This is a genomic window from Janibacter melonis, from assembly GCF_003721155.3.
In the GTDB taxonomy this organism is placed as follows: Bacteria; Actinomycetota; Actinomycetes; order Actinomycetales; family Dermatophilaceae; genus Marihabitans; species Marihabitans melonis.
On sequence record NZ_CP044548.2, the window covers coordinates 2,487,625 to 2,513,042 of the forward strand.

Genomic DNA, 25,418 nt, shown 5'->3' on the forward strand with positions numbered 1-25,418 from the left:
GCCCACGGGGGCCCAACTGGGCGACTAGGGTTCATGTGCATCGTCATTCGGAAGCAGGGGGTTCCCGTGAGTTCCAACACCCACACGTCGCATGTCTCCCAAGAGTCCCTGCTTCGTCAGGCAGTGCTGAACACCAGTCAGTCGATAGAGTTGCTCCGAGAAGCGGTGTCGAACAGCATTGACGCCGAAGCACGGAATATCGACATCAAGCTCACTAACGCTGGTGGCGAAGTGTGGAACATCGTGATTCAAGACGACGGCAACGGTATGGAAGACCAACACATGATGGCGTTCTTCAACGCCGGGGACTCGGTCAAGGACTTCCCCCAGACCTCGATCGGCGAGAAGGGTCTGGGTTCCAAGACGTCTTTCGTCGCCAAGGAGATTGTCGTAGAGTCGCGGCGCCATACGAATCCGACGGTACTGAAGGTCGGAACAATGACCGACCCGCTAATGCAGCTCGCCGCCGGCAACATGCCTACTTACGCTATCGATACCGACCCGTCGAATTACAGCTCATGCCTGACTTCCAAAGGGACGCGAATCACGCTGACGGGTGTTCACCTAACGAGCTTCAACGGCAAGAAGACCAACGATCCGCAGGAGGTCTCGGATCGAGTCATGCACTACCTACGAAGCATGTGCGCTACGGGAACCGTGAAGAATCGTCATGCCCACAAAGCGCACATCATCACCTCCGTGGCCAACGTTGGGGTCATTCCGATGATCTCCCTGGAGGTGGTGGGCGCGAGCGGAACAGTCACGCGAGGGCCGCTGCCGGGTTCATATCCTATGCCGAATATTGACCTGAGCCCTACTGGTGGGCCTGTTAGCGAAGGAATTTCCCAGAACTCGAAGAGGTTTTGCGACGTTTATGACTTCACGCGAAGTAAGACGATCAGCGTGCAAGGAAAATTGCTGACCGTTCATTACGACGGTACGGTCATAATTGCCGGAGAGAACGTCCGGGCGGATATGCTGCGGCACGAACTGAAGCAAGGGTGGACACAGAAGTCCCAGATGGGTGTCCACCTCTGTAAGGATTTTATCCCTCTCAGGAACGACACATCCTTGTCACGGGAGCTGCTGAATGGTGAATACTACTTCGAGTATAAAGTATTTCTGAACTGCCAGTCTTTCCAGCTAAACGCGGACCGCAATGTTATTACGAATGAAGAGTCCGACGAGATCGCGTGGATTTGGGACGACTTCTCGACAGCAGTGTGGCCGAATATCCAAGCCAAAGCCAACGTGTACAGGGCCATGAAGGATGGCGAAGAAGGTGCGATTGAGGCGGTCAGGAAGACGAAGCAGGCTGCGGCCCTCAAAGCTGGCTACTCGACGAGTCTCGATGTCGTGGTAGCAAAGTCGGGAGCATCTCTCGCCTACGTGAAGCAACCGAAGAAGGAGGCTGACGTCTCGCATCTTCTCGCCATGATGGTGCAGTCGGGCGATTGGAAGACTGAGCTGTCACCCATCGATCGTTTCGGGCAGTACATCGATGCCTCCACGGATGTCCTCGTGGAGGACACGACGGGCAAGGTTTTGCTAGTCGAGGTTGAGACGCTTCTCGCGAACCTTTTCAAGCATCAGCACCCGATGAACTCCTACGACCTGGTCGTGGTGTGGTCTCTGGGCACGATGACCTTGGGTACCAGTCAAAATGCACCTTGGGGGACGAATGGCTCGCAGGTTCCTGTTGCGCTCATTCAGAACGCGTCCGGCGGTTGGGAGCTTAAGTGGGGCACCAATACTCGACCCGTAATAGTGCTCGAAAATATCCTGTAGGTAGGACTGGTGAAGACGCAACGTCGGGGGACTCAGCTTGGAGCAACAGGCGGGCAGACTGGGCCGGGCGTAAGGGTGGGCGCGGATGGGGGACTCGCATGGTTGGGTGGAGCAGGTTGACGCTGCCCGAGCCAGAAACCGAAGCTGACTTTGCAACATTACGAAACCTGGGTCGCACAACTATCGGGAAGTCGTTCTCGCTGCAGTTCGGATCGCACAGTGACATCGGCGCTCCCACTAGAACCATCTGGCAGATCATCAGTGAGGACGCGGACTGTGCTTCCATGGGGAGCGGAGACGAGGAAGAGGTGACCTTGCGACAGAGCCCCGCCGGACGAGTGCAAGTTAAAGCCCGGGTCGTTCGCGAGCGCGGGCGAGTGGCCGAGTTGCGCTTCGAGCGCGTCATGGGAAGAGCCAATCGAGACGCCCACCTGGAGAACCTCCTGACGCTCGACGAGGATGCGGCAGGCCGTCTGATCGAACTGTGCTACGCGCTCAAGGGCATCGATCCCTCCGGCAGCGAGACGCTGAAGCTCGATGATGACCTCCTCGCGGCCGTCATGGCGGACCCCAAGGCGCTGTCTGCTGCCTACGACCGCGATCCTGAGGGCTTCGTGGAGATGATCAAGGCGGATGTCACGGCTACCGACGTGGTCGCCATTGCCGCGCGAAAGGAAGCCCTCAAACGCTTCGAAATTCTCCTCGATGACCCTGACGAGTTCGAGCGTGCGCGGGACGGCGGCGGCCGGGAGGCCGTCTGGCAACGCTTCTTTGAGGGGAATCCCTGGATTCTCGGCGTGGGGTTGTCCGGCCATCTTTTCACGTCCTGGGATGGGCAGAAGCTCGAAAGGGCAGTGGCCGGGTCGACTGTTGCCGACTTCGGCAAGCGTGTCGACGCCATGCTCACAACTAGCGGGGCCGTCCGATCATTGGTGCTGGCTGAGATCAAGTTGCCAGGCGATCCCCTACTCGAACGAGACAGCTACCGCGCCGGTTGCTGGGTGCCATCACGAGAGGTGTCGGGAGGTGTCGCTCAGGCGCATATCACCGCAGAGCGAGCGCGCGATGACCTGGGCACATGGTTGACCGCACGCGACGACGATGGCTTCGACACCGGTGAGGCGGTGTACGCAGGGGTCCCGCGGTCGTACGTGGTAGTCGGGCGCCTGTCGTCTCTGATGCGCGGCGACCAACTACACCGCGACAAGGTGCGGTCGTTCGAGTTGTACAGACGCCACCTCTCCTATCCCGAGGTGCTGACGTATGACGAGGTGCTCGCGCGGGCGCGGTGGACCCTGCATCTCCTCGAGGCAGAAGCTGAGTAAAGACCAGCCGGCTAGACGCAACTGATGAATAAGCCTCCAGGATAATAATGCGCTGGCTCCGCCGGCGTTTCGTCTGCGGGCGGCGATGGTCGGCCGTCGGGCGGTGACGAGTCTTGCCAGCGACCGTGAGGTCGACGCAAGCAAGATGCTGGGCGAGATGGCGAGTGCCGGCGGCTCGTTGGTGGTCCGTGGGCTCGATGACCTGCCCGTCCCGGGCACCTCGCGTCCGCCGGCAGTGGTCGACCTGTGGCTGGTCGACGACGTCGCGGGTGTCGAGGAAGCGACGGGTGTTGACCAGGCTCTGACCCTCGACGTCTCGCCGATGGGCCTGCGACGGCTGAGTCGCCAGAGGATGTGCGCGGTCGTCGCCACCGTCGACTGGCGGCTGACGCAGCGGTGGCGGTGGGAGAGGGAGGCCGACGCTGTCGTGGAGGTCGGCGTTGACGAGGACGGGCGGGCTGTCCTGGGGGATGGCCACGACCCAGTGCGTCTGCCGCCGGGTTTGTAGCGGTCGAGAGTCCATGCCGGCCGTGACGAAGGGGGACGCCCGACGATCATCGGTGGAGGGATCGGCCGGGTGGGAGGACCATGCTGAGCATGCCTGCCGCCCGTCTGCTCGTCGCGCCCGCACTCATCGCGGCCTCGCTCCTTGTCGTTGCTCCACCCGCAGCGTCGGCCGACGGTGTCGACCCCTCGACCGTGCGCGCCACGCAGCTCGACGAGCCCTTCCACTACGACACCGGCGACCACCTCACCGGGTCGCGCGAGGTGCCGACGACGCGTCGCTACGGGTACGGGCGGCCGGTCTTCCTCGTCGGCGACTCGATGGCCGGCCAGCTGGCCGATGGTCTGCGCCGGTCGACCGCGGGCCAGCACCGCGCCCTGCTCCCCCGCACGAAGTCCGGGGGGATCTTCCGACTACCGGCAGGCGACTCCCCTTCGGGCCGTTGGTCTGCGCGGGTGCGCAACCAGATCCGGGCCGAGGCCCGCGACGGGCGACGGCCGATCGTGGTGCTCGCCGGGCGAGGGCTCGGCACGAGCACCCAGATCCGGTCGACCGTGTGGCGGTTGCGAGCCGACGGCGCGACCGTGCACCTCGTCACGGCGTCGCCGCTGCCCGCAGACGTCGCGACGCTCCCTTCGTGCGTCGTCGCGTCGAGCAGCCCGACGACCCGCTGCCGCTTCCGCCTCACCGACGCGGACGCCGGACGGACCGCGACGCTCATCGCCGCCCGGCAGGCCAGCCCGCGCATCTCCGTCCTCGACCTCAAGCCCCTCGCCGCTCGCGGGTCGGGCCCGACCTACTCGCCGGTCCACACGGGGGCCGACGGGCCGGTCCAGATCTACCGCGGCGTCTCCAACCACCTCACCGCCACCTGGTCGCGTGAGATCCTCGCCGGGCGGCTCGCAGCGCTCACCCGCTGACGAGCCCAGCCCGATCGGTCGCGCCGAGCGCCGCGTGCGAGCATCACCCCGTGGACGAGCCCCAGGACGCAGAAGCCACAGAGCCCCTCGACTGGGCGACCTTCGAGCGGGTCGACCTACGGGTCGGCACCATCACGTCGGCCGAGACGAACGCCCGGGCCCGCAAGCCGGCCTACGTCCTCCAGGTCGACCTCGGCCCGCTGGGCACGAAGACCTCCAGCGCGCAGATCACCGAGCTCTACGAGCCCGAGGACCTCGTCGGTCGGCAGGTGCTGTGCGTGGTCAACTTCCCTCCGAAGCGCATCGCGGGGGTCGTGTCCGAGGTCCTCGTGACCGGGGCCCCCGACGCCGAGGGCCGCATCGTCCTCGCGACGACAGCCAGCACAGTGCCCGACGGCAGCCGGCTCGCCTGACCCGCCAGCGAACCTCAGGCCCCGAGGGTCCCTCGGGCCAGCGAGTCGCCGGAGTGCTCCGGCTTGTCGTCGAAGGCTTCGCGCGAGATGTCCACGACCGTGTAGCCCTCGTCGATGAGGTCCTGCGTCACCGTGTAGTCCTGGGGCGAGTCACCGTCGAGGACACCGACCGACACCATCCGCGACCCGTCGGTGTTGAGCAGCCACACCTCGAGGTAGCCGGGCCCCTTGGGCAACGACTGCGGCTGCACACGCAGCTGCAGGCCGTCGCCGGCGCGCACGAGCTCGGCCTGGCCGCGCGCGTCCTTCGCGTCGTCGACCGTGCTGAGCCGGGCCACCTCGGTGACCTCGGGGCTGGGGTCGCCGATGCCGCGCCCGAGGGCGAGGCCGACGACGAGCGCGGCGACGCCGGCGAGCCACGGCACGGTACGTCGCAGGCTGAAGCCCCCGGCGGACCGCTCTGCCGCAGGTGTCGGGCCGTCGCCCGCCCGGTCGGCCGGGGCCGGCACGGCACGGGCCGGCCGCTCCTCGCCGACCACCGTCAGCACGGGCCTGCCCATTTCCGCGGCGATCGCGTCCCACACCCGCTCGTCGGGGTACTGCCAGGCGATCTCGCCCCGGTCGTCGACCGCGCGGGCGAGGGGTCCCCCTTCGCCCGGCACGCGGCCACGCGCCAGGTCGCTCAGCTCGGCGAGGTCGGCCGAGCACTGCGCGCACCCGGCGACGTGCGCGACGACGTCCGGGTCACCCGGCAGACCGTCGCGCACGTCGAAGGCATGGTCGGCCAGGGCCTCCTCGTCCGGGTGGCCATCGGTCCATCGCATGGTCTCAGTCATCGTCTCGCACCTCCTTGAGCACCTGTCGTAGGTGGATCAGCCCTCGTCTGGCATGACTCTTCACGGTCCCGAGCGGCAGGTCGAGCCGGTCGGCGACGTCGCTGTGGCTCAGCCCTTCCATGATCGTCATCCGCAGGATCGGACCCCGCGGGTCGCCCATCGCCTCGAGCTCGGCGATGATCGCGATCTCCAGGGCATGATCTCGCGCCGGTGCGGGACCGATCCGACCCGTCTCGTCGGCGACGGCGCGCAGCCGCCGCGACTCCTGGCCCCGGGCCTGCAGCACGTCGGCGATCTTGTGCCGGGCGATGCCGACGAGCCAGCCGGGCAGGGCGGTGGGGGACGGGCGCAGGTTCTGCGCACCGCGCCACGCGGCGAGGAAGACCTGCTGCGTCACGTCCTCCGCGTCCTGGCGGTCGCCGAGCGCCCGGAGCGCGATCGTGTAGATCAGGTGCGAGTAGTGCTGGTAGGCCGCCTCGATCGCCGACGGCTGCCCCTCGCTCAGCTGCACGGCCATGGCTTCACGCTCCTCGGGAGCGAGGTCCCGGTGCGAAGGCGTGGTCGGTGGCACATCGCCGATCCTATTCACGCCCCGTGGCGGGGTCGGCGATCGCCACGACGTTGTCCTCGTAGTGCCCGGTCTTCGGGTCGAAGGCTCCCCCGCACGTCACGAGGTGCAGCGCGGGCCGTCCGGAGCGGCGGAAGAGGGCGTCGAGGTCGAGCTCGGTCTTGCGGGCGAGCACGACCTCACGCACGCGGTAGGTGGTCGTCCCGGCCGAGGTCCTCACGGTGACGGCATCCCCCTTCGAGAGGGTGTCGAGACGGGCCAACGGCCCGGGTCCGAGCTCCTTGGTGTCGACGTGCGCGGTGATGACCGTCGCGCCGTCCTGCCCGGGGGCGGACCCGAACTTGTACCAGCCCGCCTGCCTCGGGTCCTCGGGGATGCTCATCGCCCCGGTCGTGTCGACGCCGACCGGGCGGACCGGGAGCGTCGCGTCGAGCTCGGGCACGCTCACCGAGGTGGGTGCGGGAGGGGCGGCCGAAGGGGTGGCGGGCGCCGTGGCAACGGCGGTCCGGGGAGCCTTCGCAGCCTTCGTCGAGCCCGGTGAGGGCGACGTCTCGGAGGACGTCGGTGAGGGAGCAGTGCTCGAGGTGCTGCTCGACCCGCCCGTCGCCGACGGCCCCGACAGGGCCGCGTCCACGGTGCCGGCGTCGTCGGCCGACGGGCGGGTGAGGAAGAGCAGGACGGCACCCACGAGGAGCGCGGTGACGGCGGCGAGACCGATCACCTGCCCTCGTGGGTGCCGCGCCCGGGTCATCAGGATCAGGCCTGGACCCGGGACTTGCGGCGACCCGCGAAGAAGACCAGACCGCCGGCCGCGAGTGCGCCCAGGGTGGCCATCGCGTAGCGACCGGTCTCGTCAGCCGCCGCGACCTGACCGCCCGAACCGCTCGGGACCCCGTTGGGGGAGGAGTGCATGCCCGAGATCGACTGGGTGGCCAGCTTGAGGTTCTTGTCCTTCGCGCTGCCCCACGCGTAGACGATGGTGTTGGTGCCCTCACCGAGGTTGAGGTCCGCCGGGCCGATCGCCACGGTGTCCGTGCCCGCGAGGACGACGTCTGCCGAGACCGTGCCGGCCGCGACGTCAGCGCTCTCCTCGTTGGGGTTGGTGAGGTTCGAGAACACGACCTCCTCGTTGGCGCGGACGTCCACCGCGGGGGCGGCGGCCGTGTGGCGCACGGTGAGGCGCGCCTTGCCGGCGTCGATCGCGCTGGTGTCGTTGACGAAGGGGGTGAGCGCCGGCTGGTCGTCGGCGTCGAGGTGGGCGACGACGGTGATGTTCGCACCGGCGGGGACGTCGACGTCGTTGGCCTCGACGATCGCGTCGCCGTCGGCACCGGCGCCCGCGGCGGTCACCTTGAGGTCGTACTGACCCTCGGGCAGGGCCTGCGGGTCGGTGAGGGTGCCGGGCTTGAAGTCGGTGAGCAGGGCGTCGCCGTTGACGTAGACGTCGACGGTGGCGCCGGGCACGGCGTGGAGGATCGAGACGTGCGCGTCGTCGGCGGCGTGTGCCGGCGCGGCGGCGGAGAGCCCGACGAGGGCCATCGCTGCGGTGACTCCCATGGCGCGAGTGGTGGCAGACATTGGATTACCTCTCCTTCGAGTGAGGACGCCTTGTGCGTCCTGTCATCTCGTACTTCCCGCGGAGAGGCGGGGTCGGATGCAGCTGTCCGAGAACTTTTTTGAAGATTTTTCGATCTCAGGTCGCGGACCATGGTTCAGGTGGGAGGGTGCGGACCATGGAAACCGCAGCCATCACCTCGTGGACGCTCATCGAAGAGATCCCCATCCCGCAGGACGTCCTGTCGCTCCTCGTCGAAGGTGAGCAGGCAGTCGCTGCCTACAAGACCTTCCGTGACTCGGCCATCTTCACGACGAAGCGCCTCATCGTCCGGGACGCCCAAGGGCTGAAGGGGAAGAAGGTCGAGGTCTACTCGCTGCCCTACAGCCGCATCGACATGTGGTCCTCTGAGAACGCCGGGGGCATGTTCGACTTCAACTCCGAGCTGGAGATGTGGACGCGTGCAGGACACATCAAGATCAAGCTGGACAAGAAGATCGACATCCGTCGCCTCGACCAGCTGATCGCCTGGGCGGTGCTCGGCGCGAGCTGATTCACGCGGCTCGGTGGTCTCGAGGCTCGCTGGCGCTCGCACCTCGACCAGCGACGGGGCCTTTGGTGGCTGAGGTGTGAAGGCCCGCCAGGGCCTGAGCCTCGAGACCCGGTGAGTCTGGGTGCGGTGGTCTCGAGGCTCGCTGACGCTCGCACCTCGACCAGCGACCGGGCTGGCGCTCGCACCTCGACCACCCCAAGACACGACGAAGGGGTGGTCACGGCTGTTGCCGTGGCCACCCCTTCGTCATGGGTCGTGCTGGGTCAGCAGCCCCGCTTGTCGTCGGGGTTCTGGCCGTCGTCAGCCCAGTCGCGGGCGCTGCTCCAGGCGTCGCCGCCCTCGCCGTTGGTCTGAGCGGTCTCGTCGGGGGAGCCGACGTGGGCCTGGGTGGGGTCGTCGGAGGCGAGCTCGTCGATCTCCTCGTTGGACAGCGGGCGGGTCTCGCCGAGACCGGTGTCGCCCGAGCCCGTGGAGGCCGAGGTGCTCGTGGAGGGAACGCCCTGGTCGTCGACGCCGTCCGGGTGGCCGGTCATCGCGGCGTGGGTCGTGTCGCCCTCACCGAGGACGGGGCCGTCACCGGCGTCGAGCGAGGGGGCCGCGGAGCCCGCGACCGGCACGTCGTCGGTCGAGACGACCTCGTCCGCGACGACCTCGTCGGCGATCGGCGTCTGGCTCGTCGCCGCGGCGCCGTCGGTCACCGGGGCGGCCGGGGTGACGCTTGAGGCGCGCCCGGTGTCGGGGGCCTTGTACGGATCACCGGCGGGCACGGCCCACGGGTCCTTCTTCGGCTTCTGCTGCTTCTTCGCGACGTAGAAGGCGACACCACCGGCGACGAGCGCCAGCAGCAGGACCTTCCAGCTGCGGCCCGAGCGGCGGGTCTCGCCCTTGATCGCGGCGAGCGCGGCGTGGGTGTCGTGGTCGTCCTTGAGCGCGTGGAAGGCCTCGGGAGCGCGCTTGCCCGCCTCGTCCGCGACCGACTTCGTCGTCGCGGCGCCGGTGGCGGCCAGGCCCGTCGCGGTGGCGACGACCTTCGGCAGGACGTCGTCGACGATCGTGTCGCGCAGGTCGTGGGCGCCGTCACCGGCACGCTTGCCGGCCTTCTTCGCGTCCTTGCGCAGCTGCTTGGTGCTCTTCGAGGCGTCCTTGCGCAGCTGCTTGCCGGTCTTCTTCGCGTCCTTGCGGACGTCCTTGCTCGCGTCGGCGGCCTGGGCGCGCAGGTCGGCGCTCTTCGCGCTCGCTGCTGCGCCGAGCCCTGCCGCCCGGTCCGAGCCGGTCTCGGCGCCCTCGGCGACCTTGTCGATGAGGGTGTGGATCTTGGCCACACCCGACTCGGCGCCCTCGTGGGCGGCGACGCGGCCCTTCTCGACCTTGCTCTCCGTGCGGAACACCGGTCCTCCTCGAATGTCGTGGGTGGTGCTTCGTGCGTGGTGCTTGCGACCCATCCTGCCCCGGATCGCCTGGCGATATGCCGTCGGCGTCCAGGGAATCCGGGGCTCTCACCGCACGCACGGGTCGCTGTGCCAAACTCGCCACATGCAGGCGATCCTCCACACCAACCACGGCGACATCACCATCGAGCTCTTCCCGGACATCGCTCCGAAGACCGTCGACAGCTTCGTCGGCCTCGCGAAGGGGACGAAGGAGTACAAGGACGACGCGGGCCGCACCAACCCGACGCCCTTCTACGACGGCCTGGTCTTCCACCGGATCATCTCCGGCTTCATGATCCAGGGCGGCGACCCCCTCGGCGAGGGCTTCGGCGGCCCGGGCTACACCTTCGACGACGAGCCCCACCCCGAGCACACCTTCGACAAGCCCTACCAGCTCGCCATGGCCAACGCCGGCAAGCGCATGGGCAAGGGCACCAACGGCAGCCAGTTCTTCATCACCGTCGCGCCGACGCAGTTCCTCTACGGCAAGCACACGGTCTTCGGCGAGGTCGCCGACGGCCCGAGCCGCGAGGTCGTCGACAAGATCGCCGCGGTCCGTACGGGCGCCAACGACAAGCCGGCCGAGCCGGTCGTCATGGAGTCCGTCGAGATCGTCGACTGACGGCTCTCCCCCTTCGCGCTGCGCATGTCCGAGCAGCCCATCTCCGGGCCCCCGCCGACCTGCCCCCGTCACCCTGACCGGGTCAGCTACGTCCGCTGCCAGCGGTGCGGCAGGCCGGCGTGCTCGGACTGCCAGCGCCCCGCAGCGGTCGGCGTGCAGTGCGTCGACTGCGTGCGCGAGGCCGCCCGCGCCGACCGACCGACGCTCACGCCGCTCGGCGGCCGGGCCTCGCGCAGCGACACCCCCTACCTCACCCGGGTGATCGTCGCGATCTGCGTGCTCGTCTACCTCGGCGAGCTCGCGACCCCGCAGGTCTACGGCGAAGGGGCCCTCGCGGCCTTCCTCGCCGTCGACCAGCCGTGGCGCCTGCTGACCTCGGCCTTCCTGCACTCGCCCTCGCAGATCTTCCACATCGTCTTCAACATGATGGCGCTGTGGTTCGTCGGGCCATACCTCGAGGGCCTGCTCGGGCGCGCCCGCTTCCTCGGGCTCTACCTCGTCTCCGCGCTCGCGGGCTCGGTGACCTACCTGCTCTTCCAGCCGGTCGGCTCCACCCAGGGCGTCGTCGGCGCCTCCGGCGCGGTCTTCGGCCTCTTCGGTGCGCTCGTCGTGCTGCAGCGCCACCTCGGCCGGGACTCCTCGGCGATGGTCGGCACGATCGCCATCAACGCCGTCCTCGGCTTCGTCATCCCCAACGTCGCCTGGCAGGCCCACCTCGGCGGGCTGATTGCCGGCGCCGCCATCGCGGCCGGCTTCGCGCTCGCCCGTCAGCGCCGCGCACCGGCCATCGCGTGGGGCACCCTCGGCGCCGTCGCGGGCCTGACTCTTGCGCTCTTCGTCGTCAAGTACGTCATCCTCGCGCCCGCCGTCGTCATCCCCATCGCCTGACACCGGTGACCGCGGGCCCCCTTCGCCCGTCTTACACGCGTGTCATTCATCCCCAGGTGTGCACAAGCCTGTGGACAAACCCCGATCTCCACACACAGGCCGGGTGGAGTTGTCCACAGGGCTGTGGGTGGCGGGGACGTCGCGACCTGTCGATGAACGCATCTGGCCCCCTCTAGCGCGAATGCTAGAGAGGGCCAGACGAGACGATCGGGCGGTGCGCCAGTCCCAGCTTTCCCGCCCTGGGCGGGAAAGCTCGACCTCGGGAAAGAAATGTTCTTGCCCGAGGTCGAATGTTCCCGCCCTGGGCGGGAAAGCTGAGGCGGCCGGGGCTACTTCCAGCGGGTCGTCATGACGAAGCCCGCCATCATCAGCGCGAAGCCGGCGCCGAGGTTCCACTGGCCCCACGCGGCGACGGGGTACTCCTGCTGGGTGATGTAGAAGGTGACGACCCAGATGAGCCCGAGGATCATCAGGCCGAGCATCACCGGCACGTACCAGCTGGGGTTGCCGATCTTCTGCGCCTTGACCTTCTCGCGCTTGGCCTTGACGGGCTTGTCGGCCTCCGCCTCCGCCTCCGCACGGCGCCGGGGGTCGCCCGAGCGCTTGCCCGCGCTCGTGCTGGTGCTCGCGACCTTCTCGGTCTGCTCGAGCTCGTCCTCGTTCTTCTTCGACGGCGCCACGTCGTCAGTGCTCCTCGTCACGGGGAGGCGCGCGGACGCGCCGGGTCAGTGCCTTAGCGTAGAGGTCTGAGCACCGGTGACGAAGGGAGGTGCCCGCCATGGGGGAGCACGAAGCCCCGAGCCGTCCGCACGGACCGCGTCGTCTGGTGCGCTGGTACCTCGACCACCGGCCCACCCGGTGGTCGGCAGGAGTGCCCGTCATCGCCCTGTGCGCCGGGCTGCTCTTCTCGGTCTCCGGCACGACCGCGCGCGGCGGAGACCTGCGCTCGGAGGTGACGACGCTGCCCGCGCTCATCCGTGAGCGCACCCACGACAACGCCGTGAAGGCCCGGCGCGCCGAGGAGCTGCGCTCGACCGTCACCGCGCTGACGAAGGAGCGCTCGCCGGGCAACCAGGAGATCGACCGGATCAGCCGCGACACGGCCAACGCCGCGCCGAAGGCCGGCTTCGAGGAGGTCCGCGGGCCGTCGGTCTCGGTGAGCCTCGACGACGCGCCGCTGGACGCCGACCAGATCCCCGAGGGCTTCGACGTCGACGACGTCGTCGTGCACCAGCAGGACGTGCAGGGTGTGGTCAACGCGCTGTGGCGCGGCGGGGCCGAGGCGATGATGATCCAGGACCAGCGGATCATCTCCACGAGCGCCGTGCGCTGCGTCGGCAACACCCTCATCCTCCAGGGCCGGGTGTACTCGCCCCCCTTCGTCATCACCGCGATCGGCGACCGCGACGCCCTGCGGGCCTCGCTCGACGAGGACCCGACGGTGAGCATCTACCGCGAGTACGTCGACCAGATCGGTCTGGGCTACGAGGTGACGTCGAGCGAGGAGACGACGCTGCCCGCCTACGCCGGGCAGAGCCAGCTGGCGCACGCCCGGGCCGCGCGCTGATCGCAGGCATACTGCACGTGTGAGCACCGTCCTCGTCGTCGACAACTACGACAGCTTCGTCTTCACCATCGTCGGCTACCTCCAGCAGCTCGGCGCGCAGACGACCGTCGTGCGCAACGACGCCGTGAGCCCCGCCGACGGCGCCGACTTCGACGGCGTGCTCGTCTCGCCGGGGCCCGGCACCCCCGAGCAGGCCGGTGTCTCGATGGCGATGATCGAGGCCTGCGCCGAGCGCGCCCAGCCGATGCTCGGCGTGTGCCTGGGCCACCAGGCGCTCGGCGTCGTGTGCGGCGCCACCGTCGGTCGCGCGCCCGAGCTGCTCCACGGCAAGACGAGCCAGGTCGAGCACGACGGCACCGGTGTCCTCGCCGGGCTGCCCGCGCCCTTCACCGCCACCCGCTACCACTCGCTGACGATCGAGCCCGAGACGATCCCGGACACCCTCGTCCCCAACGGGCGCACCGCGAGCGGCATCGTCATGGCCGCGCACCACCGCGACCTGCCCCTGCACGGTGTGCAGTTCCACCCCGAGTCCGTCCTCACCCAGGGCGGTCACCGCATCCTCGCCAACTGGCTCGAGCTGCTCGGCGACGAGGGCACGGTCGCCCGCTCCGAGGGGCTCAGCCCCCTCGTGCGCGACGCCGAGGGCGTCGCCCGCATGGTCGCCGCGGGCTAGGGCGCACCGACCGTGAGCGCGGGGGTGACGACGCAGCAGGGCAGCGAGAGCGGGCAGGGCGGGGGAGAGGACGCGCGGCCCCGGGTCGGCCCGGTCGACCGCTTCCAGCGCGAGCACCCGGTCCTCGGCATGCCGATCGCCGTCGTCTACAAGTTCTTCGACGACTTCGGCGGCTACCTCGCCGCGCTCATCACCTACTACGGCTTCCTCTCGCTCTTCCCCCTGCTGCTGCTCCTGTCGACCCTGCTCGGCATCGTCCTCGAGGGTCACCCGCAGTGGCAGCAGCGCATCCTCGACTCGGCGCTGTCGGAGTTCCCCATCGTCGGCGACGAGCTGCGCCAGACCGGCACCCTCGGCGGCGGCACGCTCGGCGTCATCATCGGCTCGGTCGCCGCGATCTACGGCGGGCTCGGCGTGGCCCAGGCGCTCCAGTACGCGATGAACACCGCGTGGATGGTCCCGCGCAACTCGCGGCCCAACCCCTTCGTCTCGCGCGCCCGCGGGCTGATGATCATCCTCACCGCGGGGCTGGCGGTCGTCGCGACGAGCGTGCTCACGCAGGTGGCGAACAGGCTCGTCGTCGGCGCCTGGCAGAGCCTGGCGGTCGACCTCGGGTCGGTCGTGCTCAACGCCGGCGTCTTCACCTTCCTCTTCATCATCTCGACGACCCGCGCCCCCACGCCGCGCCAGGTGCTGCCGGGCGCGGTCATCGCCTCGATCCTCTTCCTGCTTCTGCAGAACGTCGGCGTGCTCTACGTCGGCACGGTCGTCAGCCGCGCGAGCAACGTCAGCTCGGTCTTCGCGATCGTCCTCGGCCTGCTGATCTTCATCTACAGCAACGCCGTGGTCATCCTGCTGTGCGTCGAAATCAACGTCGTGCTCGCCGAGCGGCTGTGGCCGCGCGCGCTCCTCACGATCTTCACCGACGACGTCGAGCTCACCGACGCCGACCGCCGCGCCTACCGCGGGCAGGCCCGGGCGCAGCGGCTCAAGGGCTTCGAGAAGATCTCCGTGAGCTTCGAGCGGCCACGCCCCGACGTCCCGGAGGACGACGAAGGGGGAGCCGAGGCTCCCCCTTCGACCGCGTCCTGACCGGCGGGTACGGCTACGGCGTCTGCGCCGTCGTCGAGCGCGGGTTCGGCGTCGACGGGCTGGCCGGGCCACCCGGCGTCTGGTCTCCCTGGTCGCCCTCCTCGCCGTCGCCCGGGTCCGTCGTCTCTTCCGGCGGGCTCGTCGTGCTCGGGTCGCTCGTCTCCGGAGGAGTCGTCTCGGAGGTCGAGGGCGGCGGCGGGGTGACCGTCGTCGTCTCCGTCTTGTCCTGGGGCCCGGCGATCTCGATCTTCACCGTGCGGCCCTGGGCGACCTTCCCGGCGCCCGGGTCCTGACTGAGGATCTGACCGGCCGGCTCGTCGGAGGGCACGGTGACCTCCTCGGTCAGCAGCCCGAGGGCGAAGATCTCGGGTCGTGCGTCGCTGATCGGCTGACCGACGAAGTCGGGGAGCTGGACGTCGCCGCTGGCCACGACGAGGTCCACGGTGCTGCCGGCCTCGACCTGCTCGGACTGCCCGGGGCTCACCGAGATGACGCGGTTCTTCTTCTGCTCGTTGCTGTCCTCGAAGGTGACGTCGCCGACCTCCAGGCCGGCGTCGCGGATCGCCTTCTCGGCGTCCGCGCGGCTCTGACCGACGACCTGGGGGACGGTGGCCTGCTCCGGGCCCTGCGACACGGTGTAGGCGATCGTCGACCCCTCGTCGACCATCTCGCCCTCGGGCACGCTCTGCTCGAAGACCTCGCCCTCGGGGGCCGCGTTGTTGGCCTCGGACCGATCACCGTCGAGACCGAGGTCGGTGAGCTTCGCCTCCGCCGCGTCCTCGTCGAGCCCGACGAGCTGCGGCGCGGCGACCCGGACGACCTCCGGCGGCTGGTTGGAGTCCCAGACGTACCAGCCGAGGGCGGCGACGGGGATGAGGAGCAGGAGCGCCAGCAGCCAGCCCAGGCCACCGCGCCGGCGACGCTCGGGCTCGAGCGGGGTAGGCGGGTCCTGGATCGGGCGGAAGGTCGAGGTGTCACCGAGGTGCTGCGCCGGGGCGGCCGCGGCGAGGGCGACCGTGGGGTCGGCCTCGAGCGCGCCGGCGCCCGCGACGGCCGCGAGGGCACCCTGCGCGAGCTCGCTCACCGGGCGGCCGGCGCGGACGGCGCGCAGGTCGTCGGCCATGTCCGAGGCGTCCTGGTAGCGCTCGTCGCGGTCCTTGGTGAGCGCGGCGGCGACGACGGCGTCGAGATCGCTCGACACCGTGGGCTCGAGCGAGCTCGGCAGCGGGATCGGCGCGTTGACGTGCTGGTAGGTGAGGCTGATCGGCTCGCCGGTGTACGGCGTCGTCCCGGTCATGAGCTCGAAGAGCAGGCAGCCGACGGAGTAGACGTCACTACGGTTGTCGACGGTCTCGCCCCGGGCCTGCTCGGGCGAGACGTACTGCGCCGTGCCGATGACGGCCGCGGTCTGGGTCATCGTCGCCTGGGTGTCGGCGACCGCGCGGGCGATGCCGAAGTCCATGACCTTGACCGTGCCGTCGGCGGTGAGCATGACGTTGCCGGGCTTGATGTCGCGGTGGACGATGCCCATGCGGTGGCTGTAGGACAGCGCGTCGAGGACGCCCTCGCAGATCCGTGCGGCCTCGGCCGGTGCGAGCGGGCCCTGGTCGTTGAGGACCTCGCGCAGGGTCTGGCCCTCGACGAGCTCCATGACGATGTACGGCACGGACAGGCCGGCGCCGCCGGACTCGGTCGTGCGGTCCTCGCCGGAGTCGTAGACCGCGACGATCGAGCGGTGGTTGAGCCCGGCGACCGACTGGGCCTCGCGGCGGAAGCGGTGGAGGAAGGAGGTGTCCCGCGCGTGGTCGCTGCGCAGGATCTTCACCGCCACGGGTCGTCCGAGACGGGTGTCGTAGCCACGGTGGACCTCGGCCATGCCGCCTCGACCGATGAGCTCGCCGAGCTCGTACCGTCCTCCGAGCAGCCGGGGGGTGCTTGTCGTCACGACGTCCTCTCTTCCTGTGCCGCCATTGTGGCCGACACGACGTCTGACCTGGTCAGGGGTCCAGCGCTCACTCGAGCACCGCCTTCATCACCGCAGCGCTGATCGGCCCGGCGACCGAGCCGCCGTACGCCTCGTTGCCCGCCCGGCCGCCGTCCTCGACGACGACCGCGACCGCGACCTTGGGGTTGTCCGCGGGGGCGAAGCCGGTGAACCACGCGTGCGGGGCCGCGCCCTCGGCATGCTCCGCGGTGCCCGTCTTGCCGGCGACGCTCGTGCCGGGGACCGCGGCCTGGGTGCCGGTGCCGCGCTCGACGACGAGCTTCATCATGTCGGTGAGCTCGGTGGCGGTCTCCGGGTCGATCGCCCGCGAGAGCTGCTCGGGCTTGGTGTCGGAGATGACCGACAGGTCGTCGCCCTGCACCCGCTCGACGACGTAGGGCCGCATGACGACCCCGTCGTTGGCGACCGCGGAGCTCATCATCGCGACCTGCAGGGGCGTGACGCGCACGTCGTACTGGCCGATGGCCGACTGCGCCTCCTGCGGCGGGTTGAGCCCGGTGGGGAAGGTCGAGGGCGTGACGTCCATGGGGATCTCGAGCTTGTCGCCGAAGCCGAACTTGCTCGCCTGGTCGCCGACGGTGTCGCCGCCGAGCTCCATGCCCAGCCAGCCGAAGGCGGTGTTGCACGAGTCCTGCATCGCCACGGCGAGGGTGACGCGGTCGTTCGGTCCGCACGCGCCGGGGTGGCTGTTGGGCAGGCCGACGTCGGTCTGGGGCAGGTCGAGGACCGCGGGCCCGGGGATCGACGAGCTCTCGTCGTAGTCGCCGGACTCGATGGCGGCGGCCGCGGTGACGACCTTGAAGACCGACCCGGGCGGGTAGAGGTTGCCGCCGATGGCGCGGTTGACCAGGGGGCGGGAGGAGTCGGCGTTGAGGCTCTCCCACGCCTTGGCCGCCGTGCCCTGCTCGTGGCTGACCAGCGGGGTCGGGCTGTACGTCGGCGAGGAGTACATCGCGAGGATCGCCCCGGTGCGCGGGTCCATGGCGACGACGGCGCCGCGCTGGTCGCCGAGCGCCTCCTTCGCGGCCCGCTGGGCCTGCGGGTCGATGGTCAGCTCGAGCGAGGCCCCCTTCGAGGCCTTGCCGGAGAGGATGTCGGAGACCCGGCCGTAGAAGAGCGTGTCGTCGGTGCCGCTGAGCAGGGAGTTCGCGGCGCCCTCGAGCCCGCCGCCGGCGCCGTACTCGAAGGAGTAGTAGCCGGTGATGTGCGCGTAGGTCTCGGGCGAGGCGTAGACGCGCTGCCACTGCAGCTCGTCGTCGGAGGGCACCGAGCGGGCGATCGGCTGACCGCCGAGGAGGATCTGGCCGCGCTCCTGGCCGTAGTTCTTCAGCGCGGTGCGGCGGTTGTCGGGGCGGTCGTTGATCGCCTCGGCCCCGACGACCTGGAGCCAGGTCGAGGAGACGAGCAGCGCGGTGAAGAGCAGCGCCGCGAGCATCGAGAGGCGTCGGATGGGCTCGTTCATCGGGTGCTCACCACCTCGGTCGGGGCGTCCATCGACGCCGGGTCCAGCTCGGGCTCGGGACGGCGCGCGTGGTCGCTGATGCGCAGGAGGATCGCGGCGAGGGTCCAGTTCGCGAGGAGCGAGGAGCCGCCGTACGCGACGAAGGGGAGGGTGAGACCGGTGAGCGGGATGACCCGGGTGACCCCGCCGACGACGACGAAGACCTGGAGCGCGACGGTGAAGGCCAGACCCGTCGCGAGCAGCTTGCCGAAGCCGTCGCGCAGGCCGATGGCCGAGCGCAGGCCGCGCTCGACGAGGATCGCGTACAGGGCGATGATCGCCATGATCCCGACGAGCCCGAGCTCCTCGCCGAGGCTGTTGAAGATGAAGTCGGTCTCCGGCAGCGGCGTCGACCACGGCCGCCCGCGACCGAGCCCCGTGCCGAGCAGCCCGCCCGCGGAGAGCCCCATGAGACCGCTCACGAGCTGGCCGCACTGGCGGGTGCCCTCCTCGCTGAAGGGGTCGACCCAGCACAGGACGCGCGTCTGCAGGTGGGGGAAGAGGCGGTAGGCGACGAAGGCGCCGAAGGCCGCCAGGCTCAGGCCGATCGCGATCCAGCTGACGCGCTCGGTCGCGACGTAGAGCATCGAGACGAAGAGGCCGAAGAGGAGCAGCGAGGTGCCGAGGTCGGTCTCGAGGACGAGGACGAGGACCGAGGCGACCCAGGCGACGAGGATCGGCCCGAGGTCGCGCCCGCGCGGCAGGGTGAGCCCGAGGACCTTGCGCCCGGCGAGGGCGAGCACGTCGCGGGTCTGCACGAGGTAGCCGGCGAAGAAGACCGCGAAGCAGATCTTCGCGACCTCGGCGGGCTGGAAGGTGAAGGGCCCGATCTTGATCCAGATGTTCGCGCCGTAGACGTCGTGGCCGATGATCGGCAGCAGCGGCAGCAGGAGCAGCACGAGGCCGAGCAGGCCGGCGGTGTAGGTGTAGCGGCGCAGGACGCGGTGGTCGCGCAGGGCGACGAGCACGGTGAGGGCGAGGGCCACGCCGAGCGCCGTCCACTGCAGCTGCTTGAGGGCGTAGCCCTCGCTGAAGTCTCGCCCGGCAGCCAGGTCGAGGCGGTGGATCATCACCAGGCCGATGCCGTTGAGCAGGGTGAGGATCGGCAGCACGAGCGGGTCGGCGTACGACGCGCGCCAGCGCAGCACGACGTGGAAGACGAGCGCGATGGCCGCGAGCATCCCGGTGTGGGCCAGCAGGTCCGGCGGCACGGAGCCGTTGGCCGCCACCTCGACGTTGATGTACGCGAGGACGACGACGCCGATCGCGAGCGCGACGAGCAGCAGCTCGACGTTGCGGCCGCGCTTCGGGGCGATCGTCGTGATCGTCTTCAGCGACCGCACGGCTCGCCCTCGCTGCGCAGCTCGGCGCACCGCTTCGCGGCGACGCGCAGGTCGTCGACCTTCTTCTGGGCATCGCGCTCGGAGTCGACGCTCACGCTCTCCTCGATGCTGCTGCGGTAGAAGTCGGGCAGGTCGGAGAGCATGACGTCGGTCTGCTCGACCGCGGAGGACAGCGGGATCGGACCGAGGTCGGAGGCGATGCCGCGGTAGATCGTCACGCGGCCGTCCTGACCGGCGATGTAGTACTGCTGCTGCGTCCAGGCCCACGCGCCGTAGAGGATCGCGCCGAGGACGAGCGCGACGACGCCGAGCGCGGCGACCCGTCGCAGCCAGCGGCCCCGCCGGGTCGAGCCCTCCTCGGCGAGCTCGAGGTCGGGCTCGGGGGTCTCGGGCCGCACGAGGGCGGCAGCCTTCTCGGCCGGGGTGGTCGGGATGGCGCGCGTCGAGCTCGAGCGCATCGAGGCCGACCCGACGACCTGCGGCTGGGTCGAGGGCGGGGTCCCGTCGGCGCTGTCGACGACGTCGGCGACGATGACGGTGACGTTGTCGGGTGCGCCCGCGCGCAGGGCGAGGGCGACGAGGTCGTCGGCGGTCTCGGCAGGGGTGCGCCCCGAGGAGAGCTGCTCGGCGATGGTGTCGCGGGCGACGAAGCCGGAGAGGCCGTCGGAGCACAGCAGGTAGCGGTCGCCGAGGCGGGCCTCGCGGGCGCCGACGTCCGGGTCGTCGTCCTCGTCTCCGGTGAGGACGCGGGTGACGACCGAGCGCTGGGGGTGGGTCGAGGCCTCCTCCTCGGTGATCCGGCCCTCGTCGATGAGGGTCTGGACGAAGGAGTGGTCCGTCGTGATCTGGGTGACGGTGCCGTCGCGCAGGAGGTAGGCGCGGGAGTCGCCGATGTGGGCGAGGATGAGCTTGTTGCGGGCCCGCATGAGCGCGGTCGTCGTCGTGCCCATGCCCGAGAGCTCCTTGCGCTCCTCGGCGATGCGCGCGATCTCGCGGTTGGCCCGGCGGATGGCCTTGCCGAGCTGGGCGCTCGCCTCGGACGCGCCGAGCGAGTCGTGGTCGAGCTCGACGAGCTCGGTGATCACCGTGGCGCTCGCGATGTCGCCCCCGGCGTGCCCGCCCATGCCGTCGGCGACGACGAGCAGGTGGGGCCCCGCGTAGCCCGAGTCCTGGTTGTCCGAGCGGACCAGCCCGACGTCGGAGCGCGCTGCGTACCTCAGTCCGATGGCCATGCGTCAGCTCCGCAGCTCGAGGCGGGTCTTGCCGATGCGCACGGTCGTGCCGGCCTCGACGGGGACCGCCTCACCGACGCGGAACTCGCCGATGAAGGTGCCGTTCGTGCTGCCTAGGTCCTCGACGTACCAGCCGTCGTCACCGCGGATGATCCGGGCGTGACGCCCCGAGGCGAAGTCGTCGTCGAGGACGAGGGTGCACTCGGGGTTGCGGCCGATGAGCACGCCCTTGTCGCGCAGCGGCAGCGAGGTGCCGGCGAGCGCGCCGCTGGTGATGACGAGGTGGGTCGGGGTGCGGGGGTTGCGGCGCGGCGTGTCGGCCGCCCGCTTCTCCTTGCGCGAGCGCCGGCTCGAGGCCGAGCCCTGCCGCGCGATGACGCGCGTGCCGTAGAGGTCGGAGCGCAGCACGCCCGCGAGGGAGAGGACGAAGGCCCACAGCAGGATGAGCAGGCCGAGGCGCAGCACGGTGACGGTCAGCTCGCTCATGGGGCTCCTCTCGAGATGTCGCGGTCGGACGGGATGGCCGCGGCGCGGGTGGCCGCAGGTGGGCAGGGTAGTCGTCGAACCTCAGCGACGCGCCAGCCGGAAGATCACGCTCGTGCGCCCGACGGTGATGCGGTCGCCGTCGTGGAGGGGGCAGGCGTCGACCTGCTCGCCGTTGACGTACGAGCCGTTGGTGCTGCCGAGGTCGCGCAGGTGGGCGACCTGGTGCGGTCCGTCGTTCGTGACGCGGACCTCGGCGTGGCGGCGTGAGATGCCCGGGTCGTCGAGGACGACGTCGGCGCTCTCGTCGCGGCCGAGCACGGTCATGGCGCTCATGAGCGGGTAGCGCTCGCCGTCGACCTCGAGCCAGGGCAGGTCCTGCACCCGCGGCCGGCGGGCGGCCGCACGAGCGGGCTCCGGGGTGCGGGGCTCGGGGGCGCGAGGCTCGGGAGCGCGAGGCTGAGGGGCCCGCACGGGGGCGGGAGCGGGCGCCGGGGTGGCGGCTGCACCGCGCGCGGAGGTCGGCACCTCCCACTCGTCGTCCTCGACGTCGTCGTCCCACCACTCGTCTGCCGAGGGCGCGGCCTGCGCCGGGGCGGGGGTGGGGGCGGCCGGGACCTGGGCCCGACCCTGCGGCACGGGCGCGGAGTACTCGTCGTAGTCCTCGCCCTCGGTCTCGACGTACTCCTCGCGGTACTCCCGCACCGCCGAGGGGTCCTCGACAAGCTGCCGGGCGGTCGCCGGGCGCACCCGGAAGACACCCGTCTCGAGCTCGTCGTCGGACTCGAAGATCACCTGCAGCGGCCCGCCGGGGCGGTAGCGCTGGGTCTCAGCGTGCTCCTGGGCCGCGGCGATGAGCTCGTCCTCGAGCTCCTCGTCGTACTCGGTGAGCCGGTCGTAGTCACCGGGCGAGAGCTCGATGGTGAAGAGGTTGGGCACCGCGGTGCGGCCGCGCCCGATGAGGGTCGCGCGGTCGTCCATGGCGCGCCGGACGGCGGAGGCCAGCTCGAGGGGCTGGACCTCGGAGCGGAAGGCCTTGGCGAAGACGCCGTTGACCGTGCGCTCGAGCTTGCGCTCCATGCGCTCGAAGAGACTCATGCCGAGGCCCTCCCTTCGTCTGCGTGCGGGCTGGGTGCGTCATCGATCCTAACCACCAGCCTGGGCGCAGCCTGGGACGGGCGAAGGGGGACCACCTCGCGGTGGTCCCCCTTCGTCACCGCTCGCTCACGGCAGCTCGATCGTCCACTCCTCCTTGGGGAAGGTCTTGTCGGAGCCGATGACCTTCGCCGCGAGGCGGGTGTAGACGAACTCGTAGGAGTCCGCGCGGGTGTTGATCTGGAAGGCGAGCCAGCCCGTGGCCTCCTCGCCACGGCTCGGGCCGTCGAAGGGGGTCATGCCCGCGGCCTCGAGCTCGTCGTCGACGATGCTCGTCGAGGAGGAGTCGGTGCCGTCGGCGCGGAGCTTGAAGGGGCCGTTGACGCCGCCGCTGAACTCGTCGCCGGCCTTCGCGTCGATCTCGACGAGGACGATCTCGCCGCCGTCCTCGGCGATGTTGGCGAAGTCCTCCGAGGCGAAGTCGCGCACGATCTTCGTCACCTCGACGGTGTTGCCGAGCTCGGGGTCCTCGACGCTCTCGCCGACCTCGACCTCTTCCATCTCGCCGCCGGCGGCCGAGCCCGACTCGCTCCCGGAGGCCTCGGTCTCGGTGCTCTCGGGGCTCTCCGACTCGGACGCGCTGCTCTCGGACGGCGTGCTCTCGCTCGTGCTGCTCGACGTGCTCGCGGACTGCGTCGTGCCGCTCTCGGACTCGCCACCCCCGCACGCGGTGAGCAGGACGGCGACGGCGGCGGTCGCGGTGACGGTGCGGATCTGCACGGGCTGCCTCTCGGTAGATGGGTGCACCGCCCCCTGCAGCGGTGCACACCGCTGCCAGTGTCGTCGACCCCTCGGCGTCGCAACACCCCACGAAATCGCAGACCTGACACCGGGATTCGCGCTCGGGAGGCGGGCTCCGCGCTTTTCGCGGGGTGACCTGGGGTGATCCGTCGGGGATCATCGACGCGTGACCGACGACAGCCCTGCCCCGAGCCGCCGGTGGTGGTGGCCGGACTCGCTGCCGACGACCCAGGCCGGGGCGCTATGGGGCATCGCCCTGCTCGTCATGGGCGCGCGTGTCGGCACGCTCGTGCAGATGGCGCCGTCCTTCACCTCCGCGCTGCGGGTGGCTCCCGACGAGCGGGCCGCCGCGCTCACGTGGCTGGCTGCTCTCGTCATGACCGTCGCGGTGTGCGTGCGGATGACCGCCACCCGCGGACCGCTGTCGACGGCGTGGACCGCCGTCGACCTCGCCGTCGCCTGCGTGCTGCTCGTCCTCGGGCCGCTCACCGTGCCCGACGACTTCCGCGTCGGGACGTGGGTGGGCTTCCAGCCCGGGTACGCCCTGGGGGTGCTGCTCACCGCGAGCGCCCTGCGCAGCCACGTCCTGTGGCTCGGGGCGATGACCGCGGTCGTCGCCTCCGCCTCGGTGTACATGGCCGACGGCACGCGCACCCACCCGAGCACGGTCCTGGGCAACCTGCTCACCTACATCGCCCTGGGCATCGTCGGGCGTCTGCTCGTCGGCTACAACCTGCGTCTGGCCCAGGACGCCGACCGCGCCCGCGCGCTCGCCGCCGAGCTCGGCCGGCGCGAGGAGGAGCACCGCGCCCGGGTGGCGATCCACAACGGCGCCGCGGTGATGCGCCTGCTCACCGACGACGACGTCGACGACAGCACGCGCGAGCGGCTGCGCCAGCAGGCCCTCGTCGAGTCGCGCCGGATGCGTGCCTACCTCCAGGGGCCGGCGCCCGGTGCGACCCCGGCGCAGGGCGAGGTCGCCCTCGCCGGCCGGGTCCAGGCCGTGTGCGAGCGCTTCGTCGACCTGCGCCTGGAGACCTCGCTCGACCTCGGCGCGCAGGTGCGCCTGGCCGCAGCAGACACCGAGGCGGTCGAGCAGGCGCTCGCGAGCGTGCTGCTCAACGTGCGCCAGCATGCCGGCGCCTCGCTCGTCGTCGTCCACCTCGACTCGGACGAGGCAGACGACGACGCGCACGACGGGCCTGCCCGCGGGGGTGAGGGGACCCCCCTTCGCTGGGTGCTCTCGGTGCACGACGACGGGGTCGGCTTCGACCACGAGGTGACGGACATGGGGGTGGGGCTCGGCGACGTCGTCGTCGGCGAGCTCGCCAGCCGGGGGATCGGGGTCGACATCGACTCCGAGCCCGGGATCGGGACGACGGTGCGCATGGGCACCATGGAGATCGGGGTGGAGCAGGGATGACGCAGGACCAGCCACGGGTGCGCGCGCTCGTCGTCGACGACGCGACGGTGATCCGCGAGTCGATGCCGGCGCTCATGCCGGGGATCGACTTCGTGGGGCAGTACTCGAGGGTCGAGACGCTGCTCGAGGACCGGCCGGTCGCCGACGTCGTCGTGCTTGACCTGCACCTCGTCAACAGCACGCAGCCCTCGGCGCGCCAGGGCGTCGCGGCGGTACGGATGCTCGTCGACGCGGGCTACCGGGTGTGCGTGTACAGCCAGGAGGAGCGCCGCTTCGTGCTCGCGGCGTGCATGGCGGCGGGGGCGACCGGCATCGTCTCGAAGTCGGCGCCCACGGCCGAGGCGCAGGAGGCCTTCGTCGACGCGGCGGCCGGGCGGGTCGTCGTGCCGCAGGCGATCATCGGGCTCATCGAGGTGCTCGTGCGCCGCAAGAGCCTGACGATCCTCTCGCAGCGCCAGCGCCAGGTGCTCGCCGGCCGCGCCCGAGGGCTCACCTACGCCGAGCTGAGCACCCAGCTCTACCTCTCCGAGTCGACCCTGCGCGGGTACTGGCGCGATCTCACGACGAACGTCTCGACCCACCTCCAGCAGACGACCCCCGCGGAGATCGAGCGTGCGCTCGGCCTCGGCCCCGGGGACCTGCTCGAGTTCTGGCCCGAGTCGCCCGCCCGCCCCCGCTGACCCCCTCCGCCACACCCCCCCGATGCGCCGAGCCCCGCTCGTGGTCCGTGAGGGACGGTCGTCGCGGGCCGGCGATGACCGGGGTTCGCGGACGACGAGCGGGGCTCGGCGAAGGGG

At 70.3% G+C, this 25,418-nt stretch carries 26 protein-coding genes; 13 read left to right on the plus strand and 13 right to left on the minus strand.

What is annotated here, in order from left to right; genetic code table 11:
- Nucleotides 1-66: 66 nt before the first annotated feature.
- From EEW87_RS11870 to EEW87_RS11890, 5 genes are all read left to right on the plus strand, one after another.
- Nucleotides 67-1,788: an ATP-binding protein gene (locus EEW87_RS11870; protein WP_163562444.1), complete on the plus strand. Its 1,722-nt coding sequence runs from the start codon at nucleotides 67-69 to the stop codon at nucleotides 1,786-1,788.
- Between the two features lie 116 nt (nucleotides 1,789-1,904).
- Nucleotides 1,905-3,113, plus strand: coding sequence for a Shedu immune nuclease family protein (locus EEW87_RS11875; protein ID WP_163562445.1), 1,209 nt, complete (start codon nucleotides 1,905-1,907; stop codon nucleotides 3,111-3,113).
- A gap of 103 nt (nucleotides 3,114-3,216) precedes the next feature.
- Nucleotides 3,217-3,621, plus strand: coding sequence for a hypothetical protein (locus EEW87_RS11880; protein ID WP_148041617.1), 405 nt, complete (start codon nucleotides 3,217-3,219; stop codon nucleotides 3,619-3,621).
- A gap of 89 nt (nucleotides 3,622-3,710) precedes the next feature.
- On the plus strand, nucleotides 3,711-4,538 hold the full coding sequence (locus EEW87_RS11885; RefSeq protein ID WP_148041616.1) for an SGNH hydrolase domain-containing protein: 828 nt from the start codon (nucleotides 3,711-3,713) through the stop codon (nucleotides 4,536-4,538).
- 50 nt (nucleotides 4,539-4,588) lie between these two features.
- Complete coding sequence (locus EEW87_RS11890; protein ID WP_123093225.1) at nucleotides 4,589-4,951, plus strand: tRNA-binding protein; 363 nt, start codon at nucleotides 4,589-4,591, stop codon at nucleotides 4,949-4,951.
- 14 nt (nucleotides 4,952-4,965) lie between these two features.
- On the opposite strand, the gene EEW87_RS11895 is transcribed toward EEW87_RS11890, so the two are convergent.
- From EEW87_RS11895 to EEW87_RS11910, 4 genes are all read right to left on the minus strand, one after another.
- On the minus strand, nucleotides 4,966-5,787 hold the full coding sequence (locus tag EEW87_RS11895; RefSeq protein ID WP_123093224.1) for an anti-sigma factor: 822 nt from the start codon (nucleotides 5,785-5,787) through the stop codon (nucleotides 4,966-4,968).
- A complete protein-coding gene (locus EEW87_RS11900) occupies nucleotides 5,780-6,304 on the minus strand; it encodes an RNA polymerase sigma factor (protein ID WP_123093223.1) in 525 nt (174 codons plus the stop codon). Before EEW87_RS11900 ends, EEW87_RS11895 begins: the two co-directional genes overlap by 8 nt.
- 64 nt (nucleotides 6,305-6,368) lie before the next feature.
- Nucleotides 6,369-7,076 carry a class F sortase gene (locus EEW87_RS11905; protein ID WP_163562446.1) on the minus strand — a complete coding sequence of 236 codons (708 nt, stop codon included), beginning with the start codon at nucleotides 7,074-7,076 and terminating at the stop codon, nucleotides 6,369-6,371.
- Between the two features lie 35 nt (nucleotides 7,077-7,111).
- Nucleotides 7,112-7,912, minus strand: a complete 801-nt coding sequence (locus tag EEW87_RS11910) for a DUF4397 domain-containing protein (protein WP_123093221.1) — start codon at nucleotides 7,910-7,912, stop codon at nucleotides 7,112-7,114.
- A 176-nt stretch (nucleotides 7,913-8,088) separates the two neighbouring features.
- On the opposite strand from EEW87_RS11910, the gene EEW87_RS11915 reads away from it, so the two are divergent.
- Entirely contained in the window at nucleotides 8,089-8,463 is a 375-nt protein-coding gene (locus EEW87_RS11915; protein WP_123093220.1) for a PH domain-containing protein, read from the plus strand.
- Between the two features lie 263 nt (nucleotides 8,464-8,726).
- On the opposite strand, the gene EEW87_RS11920 is transcribed toward EEW87_RS11915, so the two are convergent.
- Nucleotides 8,727-9,851 carry a hypothetical protein gene (locus EEW87_RS11920; RefSeq protein WP_123093219.1) on the minus strand — a complete coding sequence of 375 codons (1,125 nt, stop codon included), beginning with the start codon at nucleotides 9,849-9,851 and terminating at the stop codon, nucleotides 8,727-8,729.
- A 145-nt stretch (nucleotides 9,852-9,996) separates the two neighbouring features.
- Here EEW87_RS11920 and EEW87_RS11925 point away from each other — a divergent pair, with 145 nt between their 5' ends.
- Both EEW87_RS11925 and EEW87_RS11930 read left to right on the plus strand, forming a co-directional pair.
- Entirely contained in the window at nucleotides 9,997-10,515 is a 519-nt protein-coding gene (locus EEW87_RS11925; RefSeq protein WP_123093218.1) for a peptidylprolyl isomerase, read from the plus strand.
- A gap of 24 nt (nucleotides 10,516-10,539) precedes the next feature.
- Nucleotides 10,540-11,403, plus strand: a complete 864-nt coding sequence (locus tag EEW87_RS11930) for a rhomboid family intramembrane serine protease (RefSeq protein WP_123093217.1) — start codon at nucleotides 10,540-10,542, stop codon at nucleotides 11,401-11,403.
- Between the two features lie 329 nt (nucleotides 11,404-11,732).
- Here EEW87_RS11930 and EEW87_RS11935 read toward each other — a convergent pair whose 3' ends face one another.
- Nucleotides 11,733-12,083, minus strand: coding sequence for a cell division protein CrgA (locus tag EEW87_RS11935; RefSeq protein WP_123093216.1), 351 nt, complete (start codon nucleotides 12,081-12,083; stop codon nucleotides 11,733-11,735).
- A gap of 98 nt (nucleotides 12,084-12,181) precedes the next feature.
- On the opposite strand from EEW87_RS11935, the gene EEW87_RS11940 reads away from it, so the two are divergent.
- From EEW87_RS11940 to EEW87_RS11950, 3 genes are read left to right on the plus strand one after another with little or no spacing between them, the layout of a single operon-like run.
- Nucleotides 12,182-12,970, plus strand: a complete 789-nt coding sequence (locus EEW87_RS11940; protein WP_123093215.1) for a DUF881 domain-containing protein — start codon at nucleotides 12,182-12,184, stop codon at nucleotides 12,968-12,970.
- Between the two features lie 19 nt (nucleotides 12,971-12,989).
- The gene (locus tag EEW87_RS11945) at nucleotides 12,990-13,646 is read left to right on the plus strand and encodes an aminodeoxychorismate/anthranilate synthase component II (RefSeq protein ID WP_123093214.1); all 657 of its coding nucleotides are present in this window, start codon (nucleotides 12,990-12,992) and stop codon (nucleotides 13,644-13,646) included.
- Between the two features lie 24 nt (nucleotides 13,647-13,670).
- Nucleotides 13,671-14,738, plus strand: a complete 1,068-nt coding sequence (locus EEW87_RS11950) for a YihY/virulence factor BrkB family protein (RefSeq protein WP_240341592.1) — start codon at nucleotides 13,671-13,673, stop codon at nucleotides 14,736-14,738.
- 13 nt (nucleotides 14,739-14,751) lie between these two features.
- On the opposite strand, the gene pknB is transcribed toward EEW87_RS11950, so the two are convergent.
- The 7 genes from pknB to EEW87_RS11985 form a co-directional block, all read right to left on the minus strand.
- Nucleotides 14,752-16,683: a Stk1 family PASTA domain-containing Ser/Thr kinase gene (gene pknB / locus EEW87_RS11955; protein ID WP_123093213.1), complete on the minus strand. Its 1,932-nt coding sequence runs from the start codon at nucleotides 16,681-16,683 to the stop codon at nucleotides 14,752-14,754.
- Nucleotides 16,684-16,750: 67 nt separating this feature from the next.
- Entirely contained in the window at nucleotides 16,751-18,205 is a 1,455-nt protein-coding gene (locus EEW87_RS11960) for a peptidoglycan D,D-transpeptidase FtsI family protein (protein ID WP_123093212.1), read from the minus strand.
- Nucleotides 18,202-19,578 carry an FtsW/RodA/SpoVE family cell cycle protein gene (locus EEW87_RS11965; protein ID WP_068272308.1) on the minus strand — a complete coding sequence of 459 codons (1,377 nt, stop codon included), beginning with the start codon at nucleotides 19,576-19,578 and terminating at the stop codon, nucleotides 18,202-18,204. The genes EEW87_RS11960 and EEW87_RS11965 overlap by 4 nt, the downstream gene beginning before the upstream one ends.
- Nucleotides 19,575-20,819, minus strand: coding sequence for a Stp1/IreP family PP2C-type Ser/Thr phosphatase (locus EEW87_RS11970; RefSeq protein WP_123093211.1), 1,245 nt, complete (start codon nucleotides 20,817-20,819; stop codon nucleotides 19,575-19,577). The genes EEW87_RS11965 and EEW87_RS11970 overlap by 4 nt, the downstream gene beginning before the upstream one ends.
- A gap of 3 nt (nucleotides 20,820-20,822) precedes the next feature.
- Entirely contained in the window at nucleotides 20,823-21,305 is a 483-nt protein-coding gene (locus EEW87_RS11975) for an FHA domain-containing protein FhaB/FipA (protein ID WP_123093210.1), read from the minus strand.
- Between the two features lie 81 nt (nucleotides 21,306-21,386).
- Nucleotides 21,387-22,400, minus strand: a complete 1,014-nt coding sequence (locus EEW87_RS11980; protein WP_192826142.1) for an FhaA domain-containing protein — start codon at nucleotides 22,398-22,400, stop codon at nucleotides 21,387-21,389.
- Between the two features lie 126 nt (nucleotides 22,401-22,526).
- Complete coding sequence (locus EEW87_RS11985; protein WP_123093209.1) at nucleotides 22,527-23,177, minus strand: hypothetical protein; 651 nt, start codon at nucleotides 23,175-23,177, stop codon at nucleotides 22,527-22,529.
- 187 nt (nucleotides 23,178-23,364) lie between these two features.
- Here EEW87_RS11985 and EEW87_RS11990 point away from each other — a divergent pair, with 187 nt between their 5' ends.
- Both EEW87_RS11990 and EEW87_RS11995 read left to right on the plus strand, forming a co-directional pair.
- On the plus strand, nucleotides 23,365-24,621 hold the full coding sequence (locus EEW87_RS11990; protein WP_205473720.1) for a HAMP domain-containing histidine kinase: 1,257 nt from the start codon (nucleotides 23,365-23,367) through the stop codon (nucleotides 24,619-24,621).
- Entirely contained in the window at nucleotides 24,618-25,301 is a 684-nt protein-coding gene (locus EEW87_RS11995; protein ID WP_068271025.1) for a helix-turn-helix domain-containing protein, read from the plus strand. Before EEW87_RS11990 ends, EEW87_RS11995 begins: the two co-directional genes overlap by 4 nt.
- Nucleotides 25,302-25,418: the final 117 nt, after the last annotated feature.